This is a genomic window from Ventrimonas sp. (assembly GCF_048380235.1).
Classification (GTDB): domain Bacteria; phylum Bacillota; class Clostridia; order Lachnospirales; family Lachnospiraceae; genus Brotaphodocola.
This window is the reverse complement of the sequence record NZ_DBFCCJ010000017.1, coordinates 59,270-84,906: the sequence shown is the minus strand read 5'-3', so window position 1 is coordinate 84,906 and position 25,637 is coordinate 59,270. Positions and strand designations below refer to the sequence as shown.

Annotated in this window: 24 protein-coding genes and 1 pseudogene; 21 read left to right on the top strand and 4 right to left on the bottom strand. The window is 48.4% G+C overall.

From position 1 onward, the window contains the following. Window positions 1–110 precede the first annotated feature (110 nt). The 6 genes from ACMP1L_RS02750 (at window position 111) to ACMP1L_RS02725 (ending at window position 3,424) form a co-directional block, all read left to right on the top strand. The gene (locus ACMP1L_RS02750) at window positions 111–632 is read left to right on the top strand and encodes a hypothetical protein (RefSeq protein ID WP_418451949.1); all 522 of its coding nucleotides are present in this window, start codon (window positions 111–113) and stop codon (window positions 630–632) included. After that, window positions 629–826 carry a helix-turn-helix transcriptional regulator gene (locus ACMP1L_RS02745; RefSeq protein WP_118531345.1) on the top strand — a complete coding sequence of 66 codons (198 nt, stop codon included), beginning with the start codon at window positions 629–631 and terminating at the stop codon, window positions 824–826. Before ACMP1L_RS02750 ends, ACMP1L_RS02745 begins: the two co-directional genes overlap by 4 nt. A gap of 38 nt (window positions 827–864) precedes the next feature. Continuing rightward, window positions 865–1,368 (top strand): flavodoxin family protein BilS, encoded by a 504-nt coding sequence (gene bilS / locus ACMP1L_RS02740; protein ID WP_418451948.1) that lies wholly within the window; start codon window positions 865–867, stop codon window positions 1,366–1,368. A gap of 163 nt (window positions 1,369–1,531) precedes the next feature. Beyond that, window positions 1,532–2,050: a peptidylprolyl isomerase gene (locus tag ACMP1L_RS02735; RefSeq protein ID WP_118534458.1), complete on the top strand. Its 519-nt coding sequence runs from the start codon at window positions 1,532–1,534 to the stop codon at window positions 2,048–2,050. A gap of 18 nt (window positions 2,051–2,068) precedes the next feature. After that, the gene (locus ACMP1L_RS02730; RefSeq protein WP_118534459.1) at window positions 2,069–2,881 is read left to right on the top strand and encodes a GNAT family N-acetyltransferase; all 813 of its coding nucleotides are present in this window, start codon (window positions 2,069–2,071) and stop codon (window positions 2,879–2,881) included. Window positions 2,882–2,944: 63 nt separating this feature from the next. Next, window positions 2,945–3,424, top strand: a complete 480-nt coding sequence (locus ACMP1L_RS02725) for an NUDIX hydrolase (RefSeq protein WP_243024906.1) — start codon at window positions 2,945–2,947, stop codon at window positions 3,422–3,424. Here ACMP1L_RS02725 and ACMP1L_RS02720 read toward each other — a convergent pair. After that, a complete protein-coding gene (locus ACMP1L_RS02720) occupies window positions 3,421–4,332 on the bottom strand; it encodes a LysR family transcriptional regulator (protein WP_118733889.1) in 912 nt (303 codons plus the stop codon). The genes ACMP1L_RS02725 and ACMP1L_RS02720 overlap by 4 nt on opposite strands. 252 nt (window positions 4,333–4,584) lie before the next feature. On the opposite strand from ACMP1L_RS02720, the gene ACMP1L_RS02715 reads away from it, so the two are divergent. After that, window positions 4,585–5,739 carry a 2-methylaconitate cis-trans isomerase PrpF family protein gene (locus ACMP1L_RS02715; protein ID WP_418451947.1) on the top strand — a complete coding sequence of 385 codons (1,155 nt, stop codon included), beginning with the start codon at window positions 4,585–4,587 and terminating at the stop codon, window positions 5,737–5,739. A gap of 345 nt (window positions 5,740–6,084) precedes the next feature. Here ACMP1L_RS02715 and ACMP1L_RS02710 read toward each other — a convergent pair. Both ACMP1L_RS02710 and ACMP1L_RS02705 read right to left on the bottom strand, forming a co-directional pair. Beyond that, window positions 6,085–7,311 (bottom strand): annotated as a pseudogene (locus ACMP1L_RS02710) (ammonium transporter); the annotation flags it as partial. A 185-nt stretch (window positions 7,312–7,496) separates the two neighbouring features. Continuing rightward, window positions 7,497–7,835 carry a P-II family nitrogen regulator gene (locus ACMP1L_RS02705; protein ID WP_418451946.1) on the bottom strand — a complete coding sequence of 113 codons (339 nt, stop codon included), beginning with the start codon at window positions 7,833–7,835 and terminating at the stop codon, window positions 7,497–7,499. A gap of 352 nt (window positions 7,836–8,187) precedes the next feature. On the opposite strand from ACMP1L_RS02705, the gene ispE reads away from it, so the two are divergent. From ispE to yiaK, 4 genes are all read left to right on the top strand, one after another. After that, window positions 8,188–9,102, top strand: a complete 915-nt coding sequence (gene ispE, locus ACMP1L_RS02700; protein ID WP_418451945.1) for a 4-(cytidine 5'-diphospho)-2-C-methyl-D-erythritol kinase — start codon at window positions 8,188–8,190, stop codon at window positions 9,100–9,102. After that, entirely contained in the window at window positions 9,086–9,760 is a 675-nt protein-coding gene (locus ACMP1L_RS02695; RefSeq protein WP_118733885.1) for a GntR family transcriptional regulator, read from the top strand. Before ispE ends, ACMP1L_RS02695 begins: the two co-directional genes overlap by 17 nt. Before the next feature lie 57 nt (window positions 9,761–9,817). After that, the gene (locus ACMP1L_RS02690; protein WP_418451944.1) at window positions 9,818–11,746 is read left to right on the top strand and encodes a PrpR N-terminal domain-containing protein; all 1,929 of its coding nucleotides are present in this window, start codon (window positions 9,818–9,820) and stop codon (window positions 11,744–11,746) included. Window positions 11,747–11,917: 171 nt separating this feature from the next. Then, window positions 11,918–12,937, top strand: a complete 1,020-nt coding sequence (gene yiaK, locus ACMP1L_RS02685; protein ID WP_418451943.1) for a 3-dehydro-L-gulonate 2-dehydrogenase — start codon at window positions 11,918–11,920, stop codon at window positions 12,935–12,937. Here yiaK and ACMP1L_RS02680 read toward each other — a convergent pair. Continuing rightward, window positions 12,932–13,828, bottom strand: coding sequence for a LysR family transcriptional regulator (locus ACMP1L_RS02680; RefSeq protein WP_418451942.1), 897 nt, complete (start codon window positions 13,826–13,828; stop codon window positions 12,932–12,934). The genes yiaK and ACMP1L_RS02680 overlap by 6 nt on opposite strands. A gap of 158 nt (window positions 13,829–13,986) precedes the next feature. Here ACMP1L_RS02680 and ACMP1L_RS02675 point away from each other — a divergent pair, with 158 nt between their 5' ends. The 10 genes from ACMP1L_RS02675 (at window position 13,987) to ACMP1L_RS02630 (ending at window position 25,607) form a co-directional block, all read left to right on the top strand. Further along, window positions 13,987–14,946 (top strand): hydroxyacid dehydrogenase, encoded by a 960-nt coding sequence (locus ACMP1L_RS02675; protein ID WP_418451941.1) that lies wholly within the window; start codon window positions 13,987–13,989, stop codon window positions 14,944–14,946. 17 nt (window positions 14,947–14,963) lie between these two features. Further along, complete coding sequence (locus tag ACMP1L_RS02670) at window positions 14,964–15,746, top strand: SDR family NAD(P)-dependent oxidoreductase (RefSeq protein ID WP_418451940.1); 783 nt, start codon at window positions 14,964–14,966, stop codon at window positions 15,744–15,746. Window positions 15,747–15,947: 201 nt separating this feature from the next. Beyond that, complete coding sequence (locus ACMP1L_RS02665; protein ID WP_418451939.1) at window positions 15,948–17,879, top strand: sigma-54-dependent Fis family transcriptional regulator; 1,932 nt, start codon at window positions 15,948–15,950, stop codon at window positions 17,877–17,879. Between the two features lie 232 nt (window positions 17,880–18,111). Further along, window positions 18,112–19,188, top strand: a complete 1,077-nt coding sequence (locus ACMP1L_RS02660; protein ID WP_418451938.1) for a tripartite tricarboxylate transporter substrate binding protein — start codon at window positions 18,112–18,114, stop codon at window positions 19,186–19,188. A 116-nt stretch (window positions 19,189–19,304) separates the two neighbouring features. After that, a complete protein-coding gene (locus ACMP1L_RS02655; protein ID WP_418451937.1) occupies window positions 19,305–19,799 on the top strand; it encodes a tripartite tricarboxylate transporter TctB family protein in 495 nt (164 codons plus the stop codon). A gap of 14 nt (window positions 19,800–19,813) precedes the next feature. Continuing rightward, window positions 19,814–21,337 (top strand): tripartite tricarboxylate transporter permease, encoded by a 1,524-nt coding sequence (locus tag ACMP1L_RS02650; RefSeq protein WP_418451936.1) that lies wholly within the window; start codon window positions 19,814–19,816, stop codon window positions 21,335–21,337. Between the two features lie 77 nt (window positions 21,338–21,414). Continuing rightward, window positions 21,415–22,146 carry an RraA family protein gene (locus ACMP1L_RS02645; protein ID WP_418451935.1) on the top strand — a complete coding sequence of 244 codons (732 nt, stop codon included), beginning with the start codon at window positions 21,415–21,417 and terminating at the stop codon, window positions 22,144–22,146. Between the two features lie 202 nt (window positions 22,147–22,348). Next, window positions 22,349–23,320: a 2-hydroxy-3-oxopropionate reductase gene (gene garR / locus ACMP1L_RS02640; RefSeq protein ID WP_418451971.1), complete on the top strand. Its 972-nt coding sequence runs from the start codon at window positions 22,349–22,351 to the stop codon at window positions 23,318–23,320. A 106-nt stretch (window positions 23,321–23,426) separates the two neighbouring features. Beyond that, window positions 23,427–24,326 carry a dihydrodipicolinate synthase family protein gene (locus ACMP1L_RS02635; RefSeq protein ID WP_418451934.1) on the top strand — a complete coding sequence of 300 codons (900 nt, stop codon included), beginning with the start codon at window positions 23,427–23,429 and terminating at the stop codon, window positions 24,324–24,326. Window positions 24,327–24,470: 144 nt separating this feature from the next. Next, a complete protein-coding gene (locus tag ACMP1L_RS02630) occupies window positions 24,471–25,607 on the top strand; it encodes a glycerate kinase family protein (RefSeq protein WP_418451933.1) in 1,137 nt (378 codons plus the stop codon). Window positions 25,608–25,637 lie beyond the last annotated feature (30 nt).

The following is a 25,637-nucleotide window of genomic DNA, read 5'->3' as shown; positions in this document are numbered from 1 at the left end:
TGTATTGAGGTGCTTCGAAAATGTAAAGTATTCTTGACATAATGACGCCTCTGATATATACTGTAGATGTAAGATATAGTTTACATATTGTTGGAAGGAGGTCGGCGTATATGTCAGATATTTTCGCATTTACGGCTGCATTTATCGCGGTTCAGGTATTTAAGATTATTATGTTTAAGAAGGATAAAGACTACAGTGGCTATGATGAGCGGCAGGAGCTGATCCGCGGGAGGGCATTTCGCTACGGCTTTTTGACATTGGCCGCACTGCTTGCGGCAGCAGTGCTGTGGGAGGAGTGCGTGGGTGCACTGCCGATCGAGTTTTCACTCCTCATGATGGCCGGCCTCATGGTGGGATGTCTGGTGGTCATCCTCTATGATATCTGGCAGGATGCGTACTGGGGTATCCGGCAGACGTCGGGCTCGAACGCCGCGATCGTGCTCATGGTGGCGGTGATGGTGATGCAGTACCTGGGTTTCCGGGGACATGCCAATGCTGGCGACGTGATCGTCGATGGCGTCCTCACCTGGGATGGCGGCATCTATCTGCTGATCTTCGCGTTCTTCGCGCTGATCATCGTGAACCTGTTGCTGAAAGCGTGGGTGGATAAACGGGGAGGTTCGGCGGAATGAAGAACCTGAAGATGAAATCGGCACGGGCGGCGCTGGACCTGTCGCAGCAGCAGCTGGCAGATCTCGTCGGCGTGTCGCGGCAGACCATCAACGCCATCGAAAAGGGCGATTATAACCCGACGATCCGACTCTGCATCGCAATCTGCAGGGCGCTGAACCGAACACTGGATGACCTGTTCTGGGAGGAGTCGTGAAGGTGGCTTCAAAAGTGTTTGAAAGGAAGGACAGGACGATGAGCGAAGAGAGATATGCCATTATTTTCAGCAGTCGGACGGGCAACACGAGGAAGCTCGCGGATACGATTCGAGGGGCACTGCCGGACGCGCGGTGTGCGTACTTCGGGGAGACGAAATCCGCAGATCCGGATGCAGAGATGATCTATGTGGGTTTCTGGACGGACAAGGGCACGGGGGATCAGGCATGCCTGGAGCTGCTGGGCAGGCTTCGGAACAAAAAGATTTTCCTGTTTGGCACCGCGGGCTTCGGCGGCAGTGAAGCATACTATCAGAAGATTCTAGCGAATGTCCGCACGGCCATTGACGCAAGTAACACGGTGGTTGGAGAGTACATGTGCCAGGGCAGGATGCCGCAGGCGGTGCGGGACCGCTATGTGAAGATGAAGGAGATGCCGGATGCGAAGCCGAATCTGGATGCGCTGATCGAGAACTTCGATCAGGCGCTTTCCCACCCGGATCAGGAGGATCTGGAAAGACTGCGGAGGATGATTACAGGGTGAAGGCCTCGTTCACCTGCCTGAACGGTAACTACCCGTGTATACAGAACGGAACATGACTCATGAGTTGGATATTTGCGTATTAGAGGAATTTATGATATAATATTCCCCATCTTAGCGTTTGCGTTGTGACACCAAACGTACTACACGAAGGGAGATTTGATCCATGAAAAATCCAGAGATTACCATTACTATGGAAGACGGCGGCGTGATCCGCGCAGAATTATATCCGGAGGTTGCTCCGAACACCGTAAAAAACTTTATCAGCCTGGCAGGAAAGGGCTACTATGATGGCCTTATTTTCCACAGAGTCATCAAAGGCTTCATGATCCAGGGCGGATGTCCGAACGGCAACGGCATGGGCGGCCCAGGTTACTCCATCAAGGGTGAGTTCAGTCAGAACGGTTTCCAGAATGACTTAAAGCATACTGCAGGCGTTCTCTCCATGGCACGTTCCATGATGCCGAATTCTGCAGGCTCCCAGTTCTTCATCATGCACAAGGACGCTCCGCACTTAGACGGTGCTTATGCAGCATTCGGTATGGTCATTGACGGCATGGATGTGGTAAACAAGATTGCCGAGACCCGCACCGATTATAGCGATAGACCGCTCAAAGAGCAGAAGATCAAGAGCATGACCGTAGATACCTTCGGCGAAGCGTATGACGAGCCGGAAAAGTGCTGATTCAGAGGAAAAGAATATATGGTTCAGAACTATACAGTTTGGGTAGAAAAGAAAGCATATCCGGTTGTGGTTTCTGACGAACGAAAAGCTCTCCTTGCCGCGAAAGCAGCAGGGAGAGCTTTTGTTGGCCTGATTCATCTGGAGGAATATGGCGGAGGAAGTCAGAAGGAAGAACGGACGGAGAAAAGCCAGACATCAGAGCTTCTGCGAACAGAAAACCAGCCGGTCGAAAAGGCAGCAGAGGGAAAGACGGCGAATGACATCTGGGATGCAGAGTATCTGGCAACGCCGGACGCCATCTGCCCGGAGTATTTAGAACGCATTGTGCGCCGCCACATCGGTCTGCCCTGGATTATCACAGAAACAGACCGCTTGCTCATCCGGGAATTTACCATGGAAGATATTGCTGGGATGCCAGAGGAGCCGGATGTCTGGTTCACACAGGAAGAACGGGAAGCCGACCAGGTCTTTTACGATGCAGAAAAATTGAAGGCCTATATCAAAGGCCAGTACCGCTTTTGTGAGTATGGAATCTGGGCATTGGTGCGAAAAACAGATGGCAGGATCATCGGAAAAGCCGGGTTATCCAATGCGAAGGAGCGGGAGACTGTAAGAGCAAATGGGTCGGACGAAGAGTTGGAACTCGGATACCACGTCTTTCACCCCTACCGCCGCCAGGGCTATGCCGAAGAAGCATGCCGTGCGATTCTTGATTATGCAAAGAACGAACTGGATTGTCCGGTGTGTGCCTGCGTGGCAGGAGAAAATACGGCATCGGTCCGGCTGCTTCGGAAACTAAAGGTAAAGTATGTTACTGTTTGTAATATGTGAACGGCAATAAAAGAATTCCCAGTTTGGAAAATAAGCTGCTATTATCTGTGGAGGTATGAAAAAGTGAAGAGCTCATTGAGTACATTATGCTATATTGAAAAAGACGGGCAGTATCTGATGCTGCATCGCACCGTGAAGAAAAATGATGTAAATAAGGACAAATGGATCGGAGTCGGCGGCCATTTTGAGGCAGATGAAAGTCCGGAGGAATGCTTGCTCAGAGAAGTCTGGGAGGAGACCGGTTATACGCTGACTTCCTGGAAATACCGTGCCATTGTGACCTTTGTCTCCGGGAATGGCGTGACAGAATATATGTCACTCTTTACGGCAGATGCCTTTACCGGCGAACCGATCGCATGTAATGAGGGCGAACTGGTATGGGTCAATAAGGAAGACGTAGTAACGTTAAACATCTGGGAGGGAGATAAGATCTTCTTCCGACTTCTGAATGAACGCACGGATTTCTTCTCACTCAAGCTTGTCTATGATGGTCACGATAAGCTGGTATCGGCTTCTCTGGATGGCAGGGAAATGGAGCTTTAGGTGAAATCCTTTACAATTTTAATGTATTCCTGCGCATGGTACGGCAGGTAACTGCCGCGCCGGTAGGCTGCCACAAAATCAACGGTGGTGCAGGTTTCCGGGCCGACGGAAAAGCAGGCAATATCAGGCGGCGGCTGGATGTGCTTTAAATGGGTTTCAGTGACAAAACCACAACCGTAGCCTTTTGCCACCAGCTGGACTTTTGCGGCGATGTTGCTGGTCTGCAGCTTTATGATCGGGGTGATTCCGGTCGCTTTAAAAAGCTGGTCTACCGTCTGCTGGGTCCGCTGTCCCGGAGTCTGGAACAGGAATGGCTCGTCTTTTAAGTATTTGAGATCCATCCACGGGTATTTGCAGTCCGGCTTTTGCACGCCCATTTCCGCAAGTGGGTGATGATGTGGCAAGATCAGGAGCAGCTCCTCGTGGCTGATGATCTCGTAGTCAACATCCGGGCTTTTAACAGGCAGATTGAAAAATGCGAGATCAGCCTCGGCGTTCAGCAGCATATCTTCCAGTAAATAGGAATGCGACTCCAGGATTTCCAGGCGCACGTTGGGATATAAGGAATTGAAAATCGGCAGGGTACAGGGAAGCATGTAGGTGCCGCGCATGGTCGGAAAGGCAATCTTTAAAGAGCCGTAATTGTTCTTTACAATGTCGTTCATCTCCTGGTCCAGCTCTTTTTTTAGGTTCAAGATCTCCGATGCTTTTTCCACATAACGTTCCCCGGCATAAGTGAGGACAAAACGGTGACCCAGCTTCCGGAATAGCTTTTGACCAAGCTCGGACTCCAGATTCTGAAGAAATTTTGTAAGTGTCGGCTGCGTTACATATAAAGAATTCGCAGCCTTGGTAATATTCTGATATCTGGCGATCGCCAGGACATAAGATAAGTCTTTAAAATCCATAAAAATCTCCAAAAAATTTTCCTGACATGATTTTGAGATCGTGCTTTCGTTTTTGCAGTTCATGCAAGATTTCCTTATAATCTGTTAAGTTTATCATAGCATAAACTATAGATATATAGAATAGTTTGAATGAAAATTATGAATTTGTATTACAGTTGGCGTCATGCTATGATAAAACCATAAAAACGGTACCGGTTAAGAAACCGGCGGCATGGCCAGCCGCCTTCACACACAGGTGATGGAGGAAACGAAATGCGGAATCAAAATGAGCAGGTGTACAAACTTCCGGTGACGATCATGCGGGGAGGAACCAGTAAGGGAATTTATATATTGCAATCTGATCTTCCGGAGAACAGGGAAGAATGGGATGCCATCTTGCTTCGTCTGATGGGAAGCCCGGACAGCAAACAGATTGACGGACTTGGCGGATCCCAGTCCGTAACCAGCAAGGTGGCAATCGTGGGAAAGTCACAGAGAGTAGATGCCGATGTGGATTATACGTTTGCACAGGTATCTGTAGACAAGCCGATCGTCAGCTATAAGGGAAATTGCGGAAATATTTCTTCGGGTGTTGGCCCGTTTGCGCTGGAAAAAGGTCTGGTCACACCGAACGAGAACGAGACAACCGTGCGGATCTACAATACCAACACGGGAAAAATCATTGCAGCCGATGTGAAAACTTCCGGGAATCACGTGAATTATACAGGAGATTTCCAGATTGCCGGAGTTCCGGGAACGGCGTCACCGATCCGTCTGAAATTTTTAAATCCGGCAGGAACCTTGGGAAAGGGTCTGCTTCCAACCGGAAATGCAGTGGATGTGCTGATGGTGCCGGACTTTGGTGAGGTGAAGGTTTCCATTGTTGATGCGGCAAATCCGCTTGTTTTTGTAAACGCAAAGGACCTGGGGCTGACCGGAAAAGAAAATCCGAACGGGTTAAATGCGGATGCAGCGAAGCTGGAGCTTCTGGAAACGGTGCGGGGACTTGCCGCGGTGAAGCTTGGCCTGATCGATGATTACAAAAAATCAGCATGGGAAACACCTGGTATTCCGAAGATGACATTTGTGGCGGAGCCGGATGCTTACGAGACCGAGGATGGAACGACAATCCGGAAAGAAGAAATAGATCTGCTTTCGCGGATGATGTCGATGCAGAAATCACATCCGAGCTATGCGATGACCGGAGCCATGTGCACGGCGGCAGCAGCAGTTGTGCCGGGAAGCGTAGTAGCGCAGGTGTTAAATCCGGACACGGATACCAAGTTTATCCGTATCGGACATCCGGGCGGAGTATTGGAATGTGGCGTGGATTACCGGCCAGAGAAAAAGGAGCCGGTCATTGAAGATACCTTTGGATTCCGCACGGCCAACCTGTTGATGGAAGGCATTGCATCAGTCAGAAGGTAATCATAAAAAATAAAACGCAGCCAGAACGTTACTATAAAAAGCCGGATTACAGGCTTTCATCAGCAACATTCTGGCTGCGTTTATTATTGTAGAATAGCCAGTACAGCAGAAGTTCCGGGTACACCATACAGAATAAGCGGCACATTGGAATTTTCCTCGTGCGCGAGCATAGCGCCAGACCGGAGAGCATTGTCTGAGCGTGCAGAGCACGCGAGTTTTGCTCGCAGGTCTGGCAATAAGCGGCGGAGCGCAAGAGGTACAAAATTCCACTTAGTGCCGCGTTTCTTGTATGGTGTGCCCGGAACTTCGGACCTTTGATAGTTATTACTTATATTTTTATTTATCAATCCGGAATCCATAATAAGCATTCATTCCATGCTCATGGATATCCAGTCCATCCAACTGCTCCTGATCCGTGACGCGGAGACCGAAAATTTTATCAATGACCTTGAATACGATAAACATGGTCACGCCGGTCCAAAGAAGAACGGAGCCGACACCGGTGAGCTGTAAAACCAGCTGATGAACACCACCGCCGTAGAACAGTCCATTGATCTCGCAGGACGGTGCGGAGGTAGTAGCGAAGAGACCGACTGCGATGGTGCCCCATACGCCGTTGCAGAAATGAACAGCTACAGCACCGACCGGGTCATCCACGCGGATCACATAATCACAGAACCATACGCCGAAGCATACCAGAAGTCCGGATACAACACCTACGAAGAAAGCACCCATGGCATCCATGGTGTCACAGCCGGCGGTGATGCCGACCAGACCGGCCAGGGAAGCATTCAGGCACATGGAGACATCTGGTTTGCCATATTTCACCCAGGTGAAGATCATGCAGGTAACGGTTGCGATAGCCGGTGCAATGGTGGTGGTAGCAAAGATGGAAGCCAGCTGTGGGCCGTTGGTTGCAGCTGCGCCGTTGAATCCGTACCAGCCAAACCAGAGAATGAAGCAGCCGAGGGCACCGATGACAACGTTATGTCCCGGGATCGCGTTTGGGGTGCCGTCCTTGTTGTATTTACCGAGACGCGGGCCTTCCATCCAGGCACCGATCAGTGCGCTGAAGCCACCTACCATGTGGATGGCGCAGGAACCTGCGAAATCATGGAAGCCCATCTGTGCCAGCCAGCCGCCGCCCCAGATCCAGTGTGCTTCAATCGGATAAACAACGGCAGAAATAATGCCGGAATAAATACAGTAAGATAAGAAGTTGGTACGTTCTGCCATGGCACCGGAAACGATGGTAGCGGTGGTGGCACAGAATACCAGGTTAAATACAAAGTTAGACCAGTCAAAATTTGCGTAATCGGTGATGATGCCGAGGGTTGGGATTCCAATGAAGCCGCCCAGCGTATCCTCGCCGAGTAAAATTCCAAAGCCAAGGAACATAAATACAACAGTTCCGATACAGAAATCCATGAGATTTTTCATGATGATGTTACCGGCATTTTTTGCCCGGGTAAAACCGGTCTCTACCATGGCGAAACCGGCCTGCATGAAGAATACGAATGCCGCGCCGATCAGAAACCAGATGCCAAATACTTCACTTAAGATATTTTCCATAATCGTGACCTCCTTGTGTGTTACAGATCCAGCTTTTTTGTGACTGCCTGAGAGGCAGAAGAATCCTTTATAATAGAAGAAGGAGATAATGGCATCTGCCGTTATCTCCTTCGATAATCACTGGTCTGTATGAAAATTGAAGCGGTGTTCTGCCGGAAGTGGGGGAGTGGCAAAACACAGAAATATCAGAGCGCTTCGTCGCCGCGCTCGCCGGTACGGATTCGTACGGCATCTTCTACATCGTAAACAAAGATTTTACCATCACCGTAATTGCCGGTGGTGATCTGCTCGGTAACCTTACTGATGATTGCCTCTACAATCTCTTCAGCAACAACGGTTTCTACCTTTACTTTAGGGAGAAGATTGACCGTATACTTGGTACCGCGGTACATTTGTGTGTAGCCCTTCTGCGTGCCGTAACCCATAATGTTACTGATCATAAGACCATGTGCGCCGCAGTTGTCAAGAATTCCTTTTAAGTCTTCCAGTTTTTCGGGTTTGATGATGATTTCCAGCTTTTTCATACAACCAGCCTCCTTAACTGTATTTGGGATTTCTATCTATTTCCTATACCGCAGATGCGTGGGGGAGAACAAAGTTATGATTAGAGAAGTATTTTGATACGTAAAAAAGGGCGCTCCGGTTGGTAACCGGAACGCCTTTGTTCTTGCATCTGCGATATATGAAATAAATATGTGCCTTATTATAGGCAAAGTTTTTTTGATTGTCAAATATATTTTTTTGCACCATCTTAACATACTTTTGTCGAAATGTCACAAAAGCAAAAAGAATGCCAAAATATCTTGCAGATTTTAAGAACCCGCACTATAATATACTGTATACAAAGTAATGCGGAAATACAATCGGAGAAAAACAATGATAAAGCATTTGAGCCTAAAGGCATATGGCAAGATCAATCTGGGACTGGATGTACTGCGCAGACGCGAAGATGGCTATCACGATGTGCGCATGATCATGCAGACGGTCGGCATTTTTGATCGGGTGGATCTGATTTGGAAAGAGGAGCCGGGAATTCAGGTGGAAACAAATCTGTATTATCTTCCTACCAATGAAAATAACCTGGTTTACAAAGCGGCAAAGCTTCTGATGGATGAATTTCAGGTTCAGGAGGGACTTCTGATCCGCCTGCGCAAATTCATTCCGGTGGCGGCCGGTATGGCAGGCGGCAGCAGTGACGCGGCAGCGGTCCTGTTTGGTGTAAATAAGATGTTCCGTCTTGGTCTGACCACGGAAGAGCTGATGGAGCGCGGCGTAAAGATCGGAGCGGATGTTCCTTATTGTATCTTAAGAGGAACAGCTCTTTCGGAAGGCATCGGCGAGGTGCTGACCAGCCTGTCGCCGGTACCGCAGTGTCAGGTACTGGTGGCTAAGCCGGGAATCAATGTTTCTACGAAGTTTGTATATGAAAACCTCCATGCAAATGATCTGCGGCCGGAACAGCATCCGGACATTGACGGCATGATCCGGGCCATCAAAGCTCAGGATCTGCAGGGGATTGCCGACAAACTGGGCAATGTGCTGGAAACCGTTACCGTAAAGGAATATCCGGTCATTCAGGAGATCAAGGATAAAATGCTGGAATTTGGTGCCATCGGTTCTCTGATGAGCGGCAGCGGTCCAACAGTATTTGGGCTTTTTACGAATCCCAAGGCGGCTCAGCAAGCATATGAAGAGCTGCGCTACGGTGAGTCATCAGGACTGGCCAAACAGGTTTACCTGACAAATTTTTACAATCAGAAAGAGGAAAACAATCATGGAAAACAAGCTTAAGGTAAATATGAATGAATATCTTCCGCTGCGCGATGTCGTGTTTAACACCCTGCGTCAGGCAATTTTAAAGGGCGAGCTGGAGCCAGGCGAGCGTCTGATGGAAATTCAGCTTGCAGATCGTCTGGGTGTCAGCCGTACCCCGATCCGTGAGGCCATCCGCAAACTGGAGCTGGAAGGCCTGGTCCTCATGATTCCACGCAAGGGCGCAGAGGTTGCCAAGATTTCCGAAAAGAGTCTGCGCGATGTACTGGAGGTACGCCGCTCCCTGGAAGAGCTTGCTATTGAGCTTGCCTGCCAGCGGATGACCGAGAGTGACATCAAAGAGCTGGAGGAAGCACAGGAAGCATTCCGCGAAGCCATCCATAGTGCTGATGCCATGACCATTGCAGAGACCGATGAGCATTACCATGATATCATTTACAATGGAACCGGCAATAACCGCCTGGTACAGATCTTAAACAATCTGCGAGAGCAGATGTACCGCTACCGTTTGGAATACATCAAGGATGCAGACAAGCGTCAGATCCTGGTGGTGGAGCATGACTACATTCTGAAAGCAATCCGCTCCAGACATGTGGCAGAGGCAAAAAAAGCCATCCGCGAGCACATCGATAATCAGGAGATTACTGTATCAAAGAATATCAAAGAGCAGCAGTAAAAATATGCCGCCCGCCGTATACGGCGTGGCGGCATATTTTGAAAGAGAGGAAAACGCGTGGGAAAAATAGCACTTCTGGTGTCCAGGGAGGAGATGATCCACCAGGCCCATAACATTTTGCAGGAGAAAAAATTTGAGATCCAGGAAATGCGGGTGATCCACACCGGGGATACGGTTATGGAGGCACGCCGATCCATTGCGGACGGGGCAACCATCATCATTGCCCGCGGCCTGCAGGCATCCATCATCAAGCAATATACCGACACACCGGTAGTTGAGATTGTTCTGACTGCGCAGGAGATGGCGCTTCTTATCATGCGTGCGAAGCAGATTGCCGGAAAGGAAAAGCCGGTGGTTGCAGTGGTTGGCTTCCGCAATATGTTCTGCGATATGTCTTATTTCGACGAGCTTTATAACATTGAGCTGAAGACCTACTTCGCGGATCAGGGGGCGGAGCTTCCTGTGGCCGTGCGCCGGGCTATTTCCGAGGGCGCGGATGTGGTGATCGGCGGCGATACGGCAGTTTCGATTGCAACGGAGGCGGGAGTACCTTCCCTCTTCCTTTCCATGACAGAGGATTCCATGCGTCAGGCTTTCTCCACGGCAGAAAACATGGAATATGCTATGAATGTGGAGAAAAAGACCGCGGCGCAGCTGGAAACCCTTTTGGATTACTCTTACAGTGGTGTGATCCGTCTGGATGGAAATGGCATGATCACGGCGGTCAATCCGCTGATGGAGGATATGATCGGGAAAACAGAAGAGGAGCTGAAGGGGGAAAACATCCGTAAGGCGGCTCCGATGATCGGAGAAGAGGCATGGAAGCGGGTCTTTGAAAAGGGCGAGGACTATTCTCTGTTTTTTGAGTGGAACGGGACTCCTATTTTTGCGGTGCTGGCACCGGTCCTTTATGAGGCCAGGGTCGATGGCGCGATCATCACCTGCCATAAAATGAAGAAAAAAACAGTAACGCCGGAAAGATCCAGGGGCAGCCAGAAACGGGAAAACAACCGGGTACTGCCGCCGCTGGTACAGTTTGAGGATATTTTGCAGAAATCCACGGCCATGCAGGAATGTATCCGCAAGGCGAATCTGTACGCATTGTCCGAGCATCCGGTGGTGCTGATCGGAGAGCCGGGAACGGAGAAGCGGATGCTGGCAGAAAGCATCCACAACAGCAGTATCCGCGCCCATGGCCCCTTTCTGGATGTTCCCTGTGAGGGCTTATCCGGGGAAGAACAGAAAAATATGATCTTCGGAAACCGGGGGGCAGTGCTGCAGGTGCAGGGGGGAACGCTTTTGCTTCGTGATGTGGAGGAATTGACGGCAGCCAACCAGTATCGTCTGTATCAGCTGATCCGCTTCCGCGTCTGCCACGGTGCAGATATCGCAAGCCTGCGGAAGGTGGATGTGCGGGTTATGGTAACCATTGGATGTCCGCTTTCCGAGCTGATGGCAAGGCAGAAAATCAGTCCGGACCTTTATTACCTGCTTTCCGGACTGGAACTGTTTGTACCACCTTTGAGAGAGCGGCGGGAAGATCTTCTGGAGAAGATTGAGAATACGATCCATGACTGCTGTGAACATTACTCCCGCTATCATGTGCTGACGAAAGGGGCTATGGAAGTGATGCTGGATTATCCCTGGAAGGGCAATCTGTTCCAGATCGAAAGCTTCTGTGAGCGTCTGATCCTGATGGCAGGCAAGCGTTCCATTGATGAGGTGGCAGTCCGCAGACTTTTGGCGGAACTGTATCCGGAGCGGATCCTGGGAAACGGGCAGGGAACTGAAAACTGTGATGCGGCAAGACCGTTTGCTATGAACGAAAACGGCTGCGATACTTTGCCGGATGAGGCAGTAACAATTCGGGAGTTGCTGCACAAGTTCAGCGGCAGCCGCGAGAAAACTGCCCAGGCCATGGGGATCAGCAAGGCAACGCTGTGGCGGCATATGAAAAAATATGGGATTATAAACGAAAAAATGTGAAATGAAATATTTCAAATGAAAAGTTCCATGTAATAAAGCCTGAAATAAAATGCTGTATGTATAAGAAAATCGAAGGAGTTTGTGGATTCTGTTAATTGTTATTTTACAGATTTGTCGATAAAATCTAAAAACAGTTACAGCCATGACTGTGAGATTTGAGGAGGAAATGTTATGCGTGTGGCATTTGCGGAAGTAAAGAATACGATTAAAAAGGCATTATTGAATCTGGGACTGACCGAGGAACAGGCGGAAATCTGTGCGCAGATCCATACAGAGTCCAGTGCAGATGGCATAGAGAGCCACGGGCTGAACCGTATTCCGCGTTTTGCGGATTATGTGAAGAAGGGCTGGATCAATCTGAATGGAAAGGCAGAGCTTGTGGGAGTCAAGGGTGCGGTAGAGAATTATGATGGTCATATGGGAATTGGCATCACTAATGCCATATTTTGCGCAGACCGGGCCGTGGAACTGGCGAAAGAACATGGCATTGGTTGTGTCGCATTGAAGAATACCACTCATTGGATGCGCGGCGGCACCTACGCATGGCGTATGGCACAGGCCGGTTATATGGGAATCAGCTGGATCAACACCGAAAGCTGCATGCCGCTCTGGGGAAGTGATGAGCAGAGCGTCGGCAACAACCCGTTTTGTATTGCCATCCCACGGGAGGCAGGTCCAATCGTTCTTGACATGGCGATGAGCCAGTATGCCTATGGAAAGTTAGGTGTATACCGCCTTGCAGGAAAGCAGCTCCCATATCCGGGTGGTTTCGATCAAGAAGGCAACCTGACAACGGATCCGGGCTCTATTGAGGCAACAAGGCGGATTTTGCCAACCGGTTATTGGAAGGGCAGCAGCATGGCCATTGCTCTGGATATGGCAGCAGCATTGATGGCCAACGGCATGAGTGGATCTGATATGGACGAGTACGGAAAAGGAAGCTGTGGAGGCAGCTGTCAGATTTTTATTGCTTACGATCCGTATCTGTTTGGCAGTAAGGAAGAAATTCAGGATATGCTTAATCATCGTGTAGCGGCAGCGGATGCAGCGCATCCGATCGAAGAGAGCCAGCCTGTGACCTGTCCGGGCGAACGGACTATGGCAAATCGTGCAAAAAGCATGAAAGAGGGCGTAAATGTAGATGAGTCTGTCTGGGCACAGGTTCGGGAACTGGCGGCAAGTGCTTCATAAAACAAAAAGATTCATGACATAGCGATAAAAACTTTGTTCTGTTTCATTACAGTTGTTTAGCGGCTTATGCATCAGAACATTGTAACGGGAATAGACCGGATCCATGCTGTAATAGCGGATCCGGTCATTTTCAAACCGGGCGGATTCCGGAATGAAGGCCGGGCCTTCTTCTTCGGCAACCATTCCGCAGGTGAGACGCAGTCCGTTTACTTCAAAAATGTGAGCCGGAGCAAAATCCAGAACTGAAAAAATATGATCGGCAATTTTGCGGATGGAAGACCCCGGGCGTGATAGCAGAAAGGTATCACTGGAAAAGCAGGTTGCGATGTCAGTAGCAGGTATCATCGGACTAAGGTTTTGACGGCAGTAAGGATGATTGGAAGGAACCGCGAAAAAAAGCGGTTCCTTTTTTAGTATCTGCATATTGGTGTCAAGGCGGTCGAAGGGGCTCAGGGAGAGAAAACAAAAATCAAGATTTCCCTTGGCAATTTCCGCGTTCAGGTAAAACAATTCCGCCTGTCCTTTCAGTTCAAAATAAGCATCCGGGTGTTTCCTGCGAAATTTTGGAATGATTTCTTCTATGAGGCTGGTTCCCCAGATGGAAGAGGATGCAACCCGGATATAGGTGTTGCTTTGAAATATTTTCAGTTCTTTCATCAGTTCGTCCTGAATGTGGAGAATTTTCTGGGCGGCCTCCACATATTTTTCCCCAGCCTGTGTAATAATGACGCCATTCTTCTGACGGTAAAAGAGCGGCTGTCCCACCTCTTTTTCGATGGATGACAGTGCATAACTGAGGGAAGACTGGGAAATGAATAATTTTTCGGCAGCTTTTGTAATGTTCCGTTCCTGAGCAATGGTTACGACATAATTTAAATGTTTGATATTCATGGGAATCTCCTTGGTAAATATACTGTAATCGAATTTTATCATAGAGAAAACTGATGGTACAACTAGTTTTTCGTATTTGTCAGGATGCACGATATATGTAAAAATAAAGACAGTCAGATCCCTTACAAAAAATGACTGTTGAAAAGAAGGAGAAATATATGGCAAAGAAAGTATTGATTCCACAGGCGGTTGCCCAGGAAGCTGTAGATGAACTGAAGAAAAACGGATATGAGATTAAGATGGGATCAGGGGCAGAAGAGGCAGATCTGATCCGCGATGTTGCAGACTGTGAAGCAATCCTTCTGCGTACCGCACCCTGTACCAGAGCGGTTCTGGAGGCTGGAAAAAATTTAAAGATAGTAGCCCGTCATGGAGCCGGTTACAACAATGTAGATCTGCAGGCTGCAAATGAACTGGGAATCTGGGTTACCAATACACCGGACGCAACGACAGGTCCTGTTGCGGAATTTACGATTGGAGCGATTATCGCGGCAGCCAGAAGATTTTATCTGCTGAGTGATTTCATGCGTAAAAATGATTTCTTCTACAAATATAATCATAAAGGTTCTGATCTGGCAGGAAAAACCCTGGGTGTGGTAGGCGTCGGCCGTATCGGAAGCTGTGTGGCAAAGAAAGCGCATTTTGGCCTCGATATGAAGATCCTTGCTTATGATGCACGTCCGGGGAGAACGGATCTTCCGGAATATATCAAACAGGTCGATCTGGAAACTTTACTGAAAGAATCTGATTTTGTGACCCTGCATGTACCGGGCTGCAAGGAAAATGAGAATATGATCAGTACAAAAGAACTGACCATGATGAAATCGACAGCATACCTCATCAACTGTGCCCGTGGAGAGGTTGTGGATGAAGATGCACTGGCGAATGCGCTCAGGAATAAAGAAATCGCAGGCGCATTTCTGGATGTTATGAAGGAAGAACCCTTCAATCTTAATCATCCACTGTTTTCCATGGAAGATGTTTCCATTACACCGCATATGGCATCCAATACGATTGAGTGCATGAAAGCTATTGCATGTGATGCAGCATCCCAGATCAATCTGGTGCTGAAAGGAGAAATCCCAAGCTGGCCGGTAAATCATCCGGTGGAAAAATGAGAAAGGGGCCTGTGCGTATGGATTTATACATGAACGGCAAAGTGGTCGTGATTACTGGTGGTTCTCAGGGAATTGGAAAAGCCGCAGCGCTTGCTTTTGCTGAGGAAGGCTGCCAGGTGTGCATTTGTGCCCGAATGGAAGAACGGCTGCAGGAAACAAAGGAAGAATTTGCGAAAAAAGGATACGATCTTTATACCCGGAAAGTAGATGTCCGGGAACAGGAACAGGTAGAAGCCTTTGCACAGGATATTGTGGACCGTTACGGGAAGATTGATGTCTGGGTCAATAATGCAGGGGCGAATCATTTTCAGATGCTGCTGGATTATTCCGCAGAGGAGTTTCAGGATATGGTAAGCACCAATTTAACGTCTGTCTTTATTGGCGGAACAGCGGCTGCCAGAAGAATGAAACAGACCGGAGGCGGTGTGATTTTAAATTGTTCCTCCTATGCGGCAATTTCTCCCTATGCGGGAAAAGCACCTTATGCGGCCTGCAAGAGTGGAGTGCTCAGTCTGACAAAGACAATGGCTGCAGAGTTTGCGCCTTATCACATCCGGGTAGTTGCCTATATTCCAGGCGCAATCCGCACGGAAATCAGCCGTCCGAATTTTGAACGGATGGGTGATATGATCCTGAAAGATATTCCATGCAAAAGAGCCGGAGAGCCGGAAGATCTTGCAAGAGCACTCGTCTTTCTCGCGTCAGACGCGGCAGATTATATCAATGGAGTTGCGTTAGAGATCAGCGGTGGAAAACGCTGTGTACAGAATCCCATGTATGCATGGGAAAATGATAAATAACAATAAAATGATGAAGGGCTTGTTATGGCTGCGGATAAAACTGCGGTGTGACAGGCCTTTCTTTTGTTGCTATGCATATCGGGCAGACGCCAGTGGCGCGTCTTCGGATTCATTTCTTGCGCAGAATCAGGGAAAACGATATAATGAGTAAAAAATACTGTTAAAAACATGCAAAGAATACGTTAAAAATGGGAGAAAAGTATGGGAAAGATAGCGTTATTTTTGCCGCAAGAAGAGATGCTGTATCAGGCGCATAATCTGCTGCCAGATTATGATCTGGATGTGGAAGAGGTAAAGCAGACGAATCCACAAGGTGTGCTGACAGAAGCAAAGCGTGCAGTCGAAGAAGGCGTCACGATCATCATTACAAGAGGATTGCAGGCACTGCTGTTGAAAAAATATATGGCTATTCCGGTTGTAGAAATTACCATGACTGCGCAGGAAATGGGACTTTTGGTCGTAAAAGCAAAGCAGATTGTGAATAAGCCGAATCCCAGGATTGCCGTGGTGGGATTTCCGAATATGTTTTCGGATATGTCCCGTTTCAGCGAGCTGTATGATGTGGATTTTCGAACCTATTTTGTTGACAACAGCGATGAAATCCAGGGACAGGTAAAAAGGGCGGTCAATGACCAGTGTGATCTGATTATCGGTGGCGAGTCGGTTCTTGTTATTACGGAGCAGTATCAGATTAAGTCGTTGTATCTGACATCCACGGAAGAATCCATGCGCCAGGCCTTGAAAACTGCAGAACGTATGGACTACGCAATGGGCGTTGAGAAACGTTCGGTTGCTCAGATGGAAACCCTGATCGACTATTCTGATAATGGAATCATTCAGATTGACGGATATGGGAATATTGTTTCAGCGAACGTCATGATGGAAGGGCTCATTCAGAAAAAGGCGGAAGAAATCCGCGGCAGTCATTTGTGTGATATTTTTCCGGAAATCCGCCGGGAATCCCTGCAATGGATTTTGGAAGAGGGAAGGGATTATTCCATTCAGCTTGAGCGGAATCATACGTTACTGTTTGCTATAATTGCGCCGATCGTGGTGGATGAAAAAGTAGATGGAGCCATTGTGACCTGTCATCGGATACGGAGACCACAGTTGGAAAAGCCCGAGGTGGAAACAGATGCGGACCGAAAAAAGAAGTACATGCCAGTTATGGCCCAGTTCTCAGATATTATTCAGGAGTCTGAGAAGATGCAGGAGTGTGTGCAGTTGGCAAAATTGTTTGCTTATTCAGAGCAGCCGGTAGTTCTTCGCGGTGAGCCTGGAACAGAACGGCGCATCATTGCGGAGAGCATCCACAACAGTAGTATGCGCCGGACCGGCCCGTTTTTGGACATTCCATGTGAAGGACTGGCTGAACAGGAACAATGGAATCTGATTTTTGGAGAAAAGGGCGCAGCTGTGCAGGCACAGGGAGGTACTCTGCTTTTACAGGATGCAGACCAGCTGTCATTTCCAAATCAGTATCGTTTATACCAGCTGATCCGTTTTCACGTTTACTACGGGGCGCAGATTGGAAATCTGCGTAAGCTGGATGTCCGGGTGATCGCAACGGTCAGCCGGTCGTTGGATCAGCTGGTGAAAGAAGGGAAAATGCGCAAGGATCTGTTTTACCTTCTTTCCGGCCTGGAATTGGAGGTGCCGCCGCTTCGGGAGCGGAAGGAGGATCTGAACCAGAAGATTGCGCAGGCATTCCAGCGGAGCTGTGAACGTTATTCCCATTACCATATTCTGACAGAAGGAGCAAAAATCATTTTGAGCCGCTATCCCTGGCCGGGAAATCTCTTTCAGATTGACAGTTTTATGGACCGGCTGGTATTGACAGCGAAAAAGCGGGTGTTTGATGAAGTTTCCATTGTACGCCTTTTGCAGAGCTTGTATCCAGAGGAATCGGAAGGGCTGGGTGAGGAAAGTCAGTCGGACGTTCTGTATGCGCAGCTTTTACAGACTGGGAAAAAGGAGAAGCAGTATACTGCCCTGATCCATACGGAAGAGGCTGCCAAAATCCAGGAGACACTCCGTCATTATTGCGGAAACCGGGAAAAGACGGCAGAGGCGCTGGGTATCAGCAAGGTGACTTTGTGGCGGTATATGAAAAAATATGGGATCGAAGTTTAATTGAGAATCAGATTGCAATCTAAAATGTAAATGTTGAAATAAAATATAACGCATTTGAAATAAAAATTGAAAGCCTTACCAACATGAATAATGATGGTAGGGCTTTTTCGTGTCTTTGACAATTGTTTCTATAAAACTGAATCGGTATAATGTCACGTGTAAGGGAGAAGAAAACAGAATAGATGAAGAAATTGTTCTGTTTTACTGAAATTATACGAATGGAGGTTTTGTTATGAAAAAGAAAATTGCAGGCGTAGTACTCGGAACAGCAATGGCAGCATCCATGCTGGCTGGGTGTGGTTCTCAGAAGGCAGCAGAGACCACTGCAGCACCGACAGCAGAGAGCACCAAGGCAGCAGCAGAGGAAACCAAGGCTGAGGAGGCTTCCGAGACAGGTTCTGAAGCAGCAACTTCTGATTACGAGTTTAAAGATACCATCACTCTGATCTGTCCGGTTAAGGCAGGCGGTGATACCGATAGAAACACCCGTCTTCTTGCACAGTACATGCAGAAATACGCAGGTGTCAATGTGGTTGTTAAGAACGTAGATGGTGGTGCAACCGTCATGGGCATGCAGGAGTGCCTGGATGCAAAACCGGACGGAACCACGCTGGTCGTAAACGGAACGGATCTGTTTGTACCGTACATGCAGGGCAGTTCTCAAATCAATATTGACAGCTTTAAGACAGTGGCTATTCCGTTGATTGATAATACAACGGTACTTGCAGTTAATAAGAATTCCGGATGGAATACTCTGGAAGATTTACTGACAGCTTCCCAGGCAGCTCCGAACTCCATTGAGTACGGCGGAAAGATCGGCGCTTCCAACCAGATCTGCGGCATTGCCATGAACGAGAAATGGGATGCAAACCTGAAATTTGTAGATGTCGGCAACAACGCAGCAAAGATGACCGCACTGCTTGGTGAGCAGACTGATGTGATCAACATTTCTTACGCACTGGCTACTGACTACTTCAGCACTGGCGAGTTCATTCCGTTGTGCCTGTTAGGTGCAGAGAAGAACGACCTGCTTCCGGATGTTCCGATGGCATCTGATTACGGTTTGGCAGATATCGACTTCAGCAAGTTCTTCTGGGTAGGTACTGGTCCTGAGGTTCCGGATGAGACCGTTGACGCTCTTGCAGATGTAATCGAGAAGGTTTGTGAGGACCCGGAGTTTGTTTCTACCGTAGAAGGCTACTACCTGACCGTAGACTTTATGAAGGGACAGGAAGCACAGGATTTCGCAAACAAGATGTATGAGGATGGACTTCTTCCGTACAAAGATGCGTTCCTGGCTCAGCAGTAATTCGGATATAAGATTCGGGAGGGACGATATAACATTTATTGTCCCTCCTGCTTTTTCTTTAAATGATGATCTCTCGGAATTCTGATAGATCATTAATGTAGCATAGGAGGATAATTATGAAAGAAAAACGCAATGATATTTGCTCTTCAATCGTATTCTTTCTGTTCGGTGTATTTATTTTTGCTGGATCCTACTGGATTCCGGCAACCACGTCCGACATTCTGGGGTCCAGATTCTTCCCGAGAGTCGTAGCTGTTCTGATCGGAATTCTTTCCATTTTTCAGCTGCTCAGTGCCGTGGGTGAACTAAAGAAACTAAAGGATGTTGGTGTAAAGGAAGAAAAAGAAGCTGCAAAACTGAACTGTCCATTTCTGCTGACTACCGTTGCATTGTTTGCATACTATCTGTTGGTGTTGGGAATCGGCTTCACGCTTACTTCTATTTTATATCTTCTTTTTGAAGGTGTTGTGCTCATGAGAAAAGATGAACTAAAAGACAAAAAGAAAATGGTCATTTTGATTCTGGTAGCTGTTATTGTTCCAATATTCTTAAATACCGTATTCTGGAATGTATTCAGTATTAAGCTTCCAGAAGGCGCATTATTTTACTAGAAGGAGGAGCAATCATGGAGTTATTACAGGGATTTGTTTCAATTATGAATCCAGTTACGCTGGCGCTGATTGTCGGCGGTGTGTTTGGCGGATTGGTTATCGGTGCGCTTCCGGGCTTATCTGCATTTACTGCACTTGCGATCATGCTACCGTTTACATTTGGCATGGAGCCGGTAAACGGTATTTCATTTCTGATGGCAGTCTATGTAGGCGGATGTTCCGGCGGCCTGATCTCCGCAATCCTGCTTGGAATTCCGGGTACCCCGTCTTCCATTGCAACCTGTTTTGATGGTTATCCGATGGCTCAGAAGGGCGAGGCAAAAAAAGCACTGGGAACCGCAGTGCTGTTCTCCTTCATCGGAGGTATCTTTGGTGCTCTGGTACTGTCTTTTGTAGGACCGTACATTGCCCGCGTTGCATTAAAGTTCAGCTCGTACGATTACTTTGCGATCATCCTGTTTGCGTTGACTACCGTATCTGCACTGTCTGAGGGAAGTATGACTAAGGGCCTGTTATCCTGCTTGATGGGTGTTGCTCTTGGTTTTGTAGGAACCGACAGTTTAAGCTCTTATTATCGTTATACATTCGGTATCAACAAGCTGGCAAACGGTTTCAGCCTAGTGCCGGTTCTGATTGGTTTGTTTGCGGTATCTCAGATCATGATGACTGCAAAGAATAAGAAGGATGTTCTGGCTGAAGGAGATGGCAGCGCCGCACTGGAAACCAATGTGCTACAGAAGAAAGTCAAAGGCTTTGGTATTTCTGTAAAGGAGTTCTTCTTCCATCTGAAGACCGCAATTCCGTGTGCCCTGATCGGATTGGTCATCGGTATTCTTCCAGGGCTTGGCGGTAATGTAAGTAACCTGATGGCATACTCTTATGCGAAAAAAACGTCTAAATATCCGGAGAAGTTTGGGACAGGTGTGGTTGATGGCGTCGTTGCATCTGAAACAGCAAATAATGCAACAGTCGGTGGTGCGGTTATCATTCTGCTGACCCTTGGTATTCCTGGTGATAATGCAACCTCGGTTATCCTGGCCGGTTTCCAGATGCACGATGTGATTCCTGGCCCGCTTCTGTTTAAGACCAGCGGTGCCCTGGTATATGCAATCCTTGCGACCTTCATTGTAGCGAACATAGCATTTTTCCTGATTGAGTATTTCGGACTTCCGCTGTTTACCAAGATGCTGTCGATTCCGTCCACTCTGCTGCTTCCGGTAGTTATCGTATGCTGCTTCGTTGGTTCTTACTGTGCAAATAACAACGTGCTGGATATCTTCATCATGGTACTGTTTGGTGTGCTTGGATACATTCTGAAGAAACATAAATATCCGTTGGCCCCGTTGGTTGTCGGATTCATTCTGGCCCCATCACTGGAAACCTATTTAAGAAGGTCTCTGATGAAGACGGACGGAAGCTTTTTGCCGATCATCCAGTCTCCGATTGCAGCCTTCTTCCTGATCAGTACCGTAATCGCGGTTGTTTATACCGCATATGGCACCTATAAGAAGTCCAAAGAAACAAAGGCTGCAGCATAATGATGTAATTTGATTTGAAAATAGGAGTGTAGAGAAAATCTGTGCTCCTGTTTTTGTTATTCTGAGGGAGGAAAAGCATGGCAAGAGAAAAACTGACACAGGAAGAAGAAATTAAAATCATGAAGGAACTGGAGGAGTTTGATACGCCTACCATCACTAACGTGGTGGCAACTTATCCGGCTATGAGCGCATGCCTTGGCTTGTATGATCCGCAGCAGGTGAACTGGTATACGGATAACCGTTTGAGATGCCTGTATCCGGAACTTGGGCCACGGTGTGGTTATGCGGTGACAGCGGTTTACGGAATGGTGGATCCAGCCTTTAAACGCCTGGAGTTCAAGGATGTTCTGGTGGAAATCGCGGAGGCAGAGGGCCCGGTCATCCTGTTCCTGAAAGAAAATTTTTCTGAAAGAATGAAGAACCGGAACGCGCTGATTGGCGGCAACATGATGACGGCTTTCAAGCAGCTTGGTGTGGTTGGCGTCATTGGAGACGCTCCGGCAAGAGATATCGACGAGATGCGTCCGATGAAGGTGCAGTGCATGTTCCCGGGAACCGTAGCCGGACACGGTACTGCGGCCGTTGAGGCAGTAAATGTGCCAGTCAGCATGTGCGGTATGGATGTAGCCCCGATGGAAGTAATTCATATGGATGAGAGCGGAGCTGTGAAATTCCCGCGCAAATACTTAAAAGAAGTGCTGGAGAAAGCGAAAGAACTTCGTGAATTTGACAATGAGCGTATGGCAAGAATGTGCCAGACTACCGATCCGTTGGAGCTGGCAGATATCATGAAAGGGCTGTATAAATAGAAGTCGAAAAAATATATCATAAAGGACCTGTAAAAAGTTTTGAACATCCTTTCTGAATTGAAAGTGACATGAAAATGAAAATACATGCAATTAAAATGAAATAAAATTGCAAAAATATCACATTTGCATTATTTTAGACCTCGAATTTGGACATTCTGCCCATTGTTTGATACACCGCGTTTGATTATAATGCAGACATAAGCTGATAGCGAGGGAGCCGCAAGGCAAAACTCCTGTCAGGGAAACCAAAAGAAGATTTACTTTTTTCAAAGAAAGAGAGGAATTCAAAATGAAAATTGGATTTATCGGATTAGGTATCATGGGAAGACCGATGGCAAAGAACCTGGTTAAAGCAGGTCACGAGCTGGTTGTTTTCGATTTCAATAAAGATGCAGTAGCAGACCTGGTATCCTGCGGCGCAACCGCAGCAGAGAGCAACAAGGACCTGGCTTCCCAGGTTGACGTTGTTATCACCATGGTTCCGAACTCCCCGCACGTAAGAGCAGCAGTTCTGGGCGAGAACGGTGTTGTTGAGGGTGCAAAAGAGGGTCTTGTTGTAATCGATATGAGCTCCATCGACCCAACCGAGAGCAAGGCAATCGGCGCTGAGCTGGCTAAGCACGGCATCGATATGCTGGACTGCCCGGTATCCGGTGGCGAGCCGAAAGCAATCGACGGTACCCTTTCCGTTATGTGCGGCGGTAAGAAAGAGCTGTTCGACAAGTACTATGACATGCTGATGGTTATGGCTGGTTCTGTAGTTTACGTTGGTGACCTTGGTTCCGGTAACGTAGCTAAGCTGGCTAACCAGATGGTAGTAGCTATCAACATCGCAGCTGTAGCTGAGGCTCTGACCTTCGCTAAGAAAGCTGGCACCGATCCTGAGTTAGTATACCAGGCAATCCGCGGTGGTCTGGCTGGATCTACCGTTATGGATGCTAAGGCTCCGATGATGTTAGCTGGCAACTACAAGCCGGGCTTCCGTATCGAACTTCACATCAAAGACCTGAACAACGCTCTGAACGCAGCTCATGCAATCAGCTCTCCGGCTCCGTTAACCGCTGAGATGATGGAGATCATGCAGTTCTTAAGATCTGAGGGATGCGACAAAGACGATCACTCTAGCATCGTTAAGTACTACGAGAAGATTTCTGGTACCAGCATCGTTAAATAAGTTTAACGCATCAATCATATAAAATAAGTTATCATGCACTGCTGCTTACGGGTCCGTGGGCAGCAGTGTGTCAGATAAGGCGTCATGTGCGCTGGAAGGAGATAGTATGAATACAGATTTTATTAAGGGCGTAGTTGTCCCGATGATCACCCCGATCGACAAAGATGAGCTGATCGACGAGGCTGCGATCCGCAGTCAGGTTGATTACGTAATCGATGGCGGCGTAAGCGGCATCCTGTTATTCGGCAGCAACGGTGAGTTCTATGTAGTAGAAGAGGACGAGATGGAGAGAGGCTTAAAGATCGTTGTAGATCAGGCCGCTGGACGTGTTCCGGTATACTTCGGTATCGGTGCGATCAGCACCAAGAAGTGCATCCGTCTTGCAAAGATGGCAGTAGCAAACGGCGCAGCAAGCGTATCTGTTCTGCAGCCGATGTTCTTAAAGCCAACTGAGACCGAGCTGTTCACTCACTTCAAAGCAATCGCAGACGCAATTCCGGAGACTCCGGTACTGCTTTACAACAACCCGGGACGTGTAGGCTACACCCTTTCCGCTAATCTGGTTGACAGACTGGCTCATGAGGTTCCGAACATCGTAGGTATGAAGGATACCAGCGGTGATATCACCCAGACCTCTGAGTTCATCCGCAGAAACAGAGACGTGGACTTCAAGGTATTCGGCGGCAAGGATACCCTGCTGTATGCTTCCATGTGCCACGGCGCAGTAGGTGGTGTATGTACCGCAGCAAACTTCATGCCGGAGCTGATCACTGACGTATACAACAAGTATGTTGCCGGTGATCTTCAGGGTTCTCTTGAGGCTCAGTTCAAATTAAATCCGGTACGTCTGTCCATGGACGGCGCAAGCTTCCCGGTAGCAGCAAAGGATATGGCTAACTTACGCGGCCGCAACATCGGTGTTCCGTATACCCCGAACCTGGCTACTCCGGAGGGACCGGTATTAGACAAGATCAAAGCTGAGATGACCAAGGCTGGCCTGCTCTAATTTCTGATTTTAACTGAATAATAAACGAAAATACCATTACGGCATTAATGATGGACCGGCGATTCTTCTGGAATGCCGGTCCATTTTCTGTTATAATGAATAAGATTGCAAAGTATAGATTCCACTATATAAAAGGAGGACTTTATGAAATTACTGTTTGCTTCCGATTCTTTTAAGGGAACTTTATCTTCTGACCAGATCATCAAGCTGTTAAATGAGTCTGCACAGCGTATTTTCCCGGGCTGTGAGACGGTTGGTGTTCCGGTTGCAGACGGCGGTGAGGGAACCGTTGACGCTGTTATCGCTGTTACCAAGGGTGATTACCGCAAGGTGAAAGTTCATGGACCGCTCATGGAGGAGACTGAGGCTTCCTACGGTGTGTTCCATGGCGACTCTGCTATCATCGAGATGGCAGCAGCTTCCGGACTTCCGATGGTTCCGACTGAGAAGAGAAATCCGTTAAATACCACAAGCTATGGCACCGGCGAGCTGATCAAGGATGCTCTGGACAACGGTTACCGCAAGCTTTCCATCGCAATTGGCGGCAGTGCTACCAACGATGGCGGTATGGGTGCTATGAGCGCACTGGGCGTTCGTTTCCTGGATGCACAGGGCAACGTGCTGACCGGTGTTGGCTCTGATCTGGAAAAGGTTGCTGATATCGATATGAGCGGCCTGCATCCGGCAGTGGCTGAGGCTGAGATCACCGTTATGTGCGATGTTACCAACCCGCTGACCGGACCGGACGGCGCAACCTATACCTTTGGCAAGCAGAAGGGCGGTACCCCGGAGATCCTGGACCGTCTGGAAGCAGGCATGAAGAACTATGCGGCTGTGATGCGCGCAAAGGACATGGATGTTGAGAATAAAGAAGGCGCAGGCGCAGCAGGCGGCCTGGGTGCAGCTCTGTGCGGCTTCTTAAAGGCAAACTTAAAATCCGGTATTGAGACCGTGCTGGATCTGATCGATTTCGATGGCCTGTTAGAGGGTACGGATCTGGTTGTAACCGGTGAAGGCCGCATTGACTGGCAGTCCGCATTCGGTAAGGTACCGAGCGGTATTGGTATGCGCTGCAAGGCAAAAGGCGTTCCGGCTGTTGCGATTGTAGGCGGCATGGGCAACGGTGCAGAGAAAATCTACGATTTTGGCGTAGAGAGCATCATTCCGACCATCAACGGTGCTATGGATATTGAAGAGGCTCTGGAGCGTGCAGAGGAGCTTTACGCAAACGCGGCAGACAGAACCTTCCGCATGATCCGTGTAGGCATGCAGCTGAAATAAAATAAATACAGAAGCCGGAAGATTCAGGCT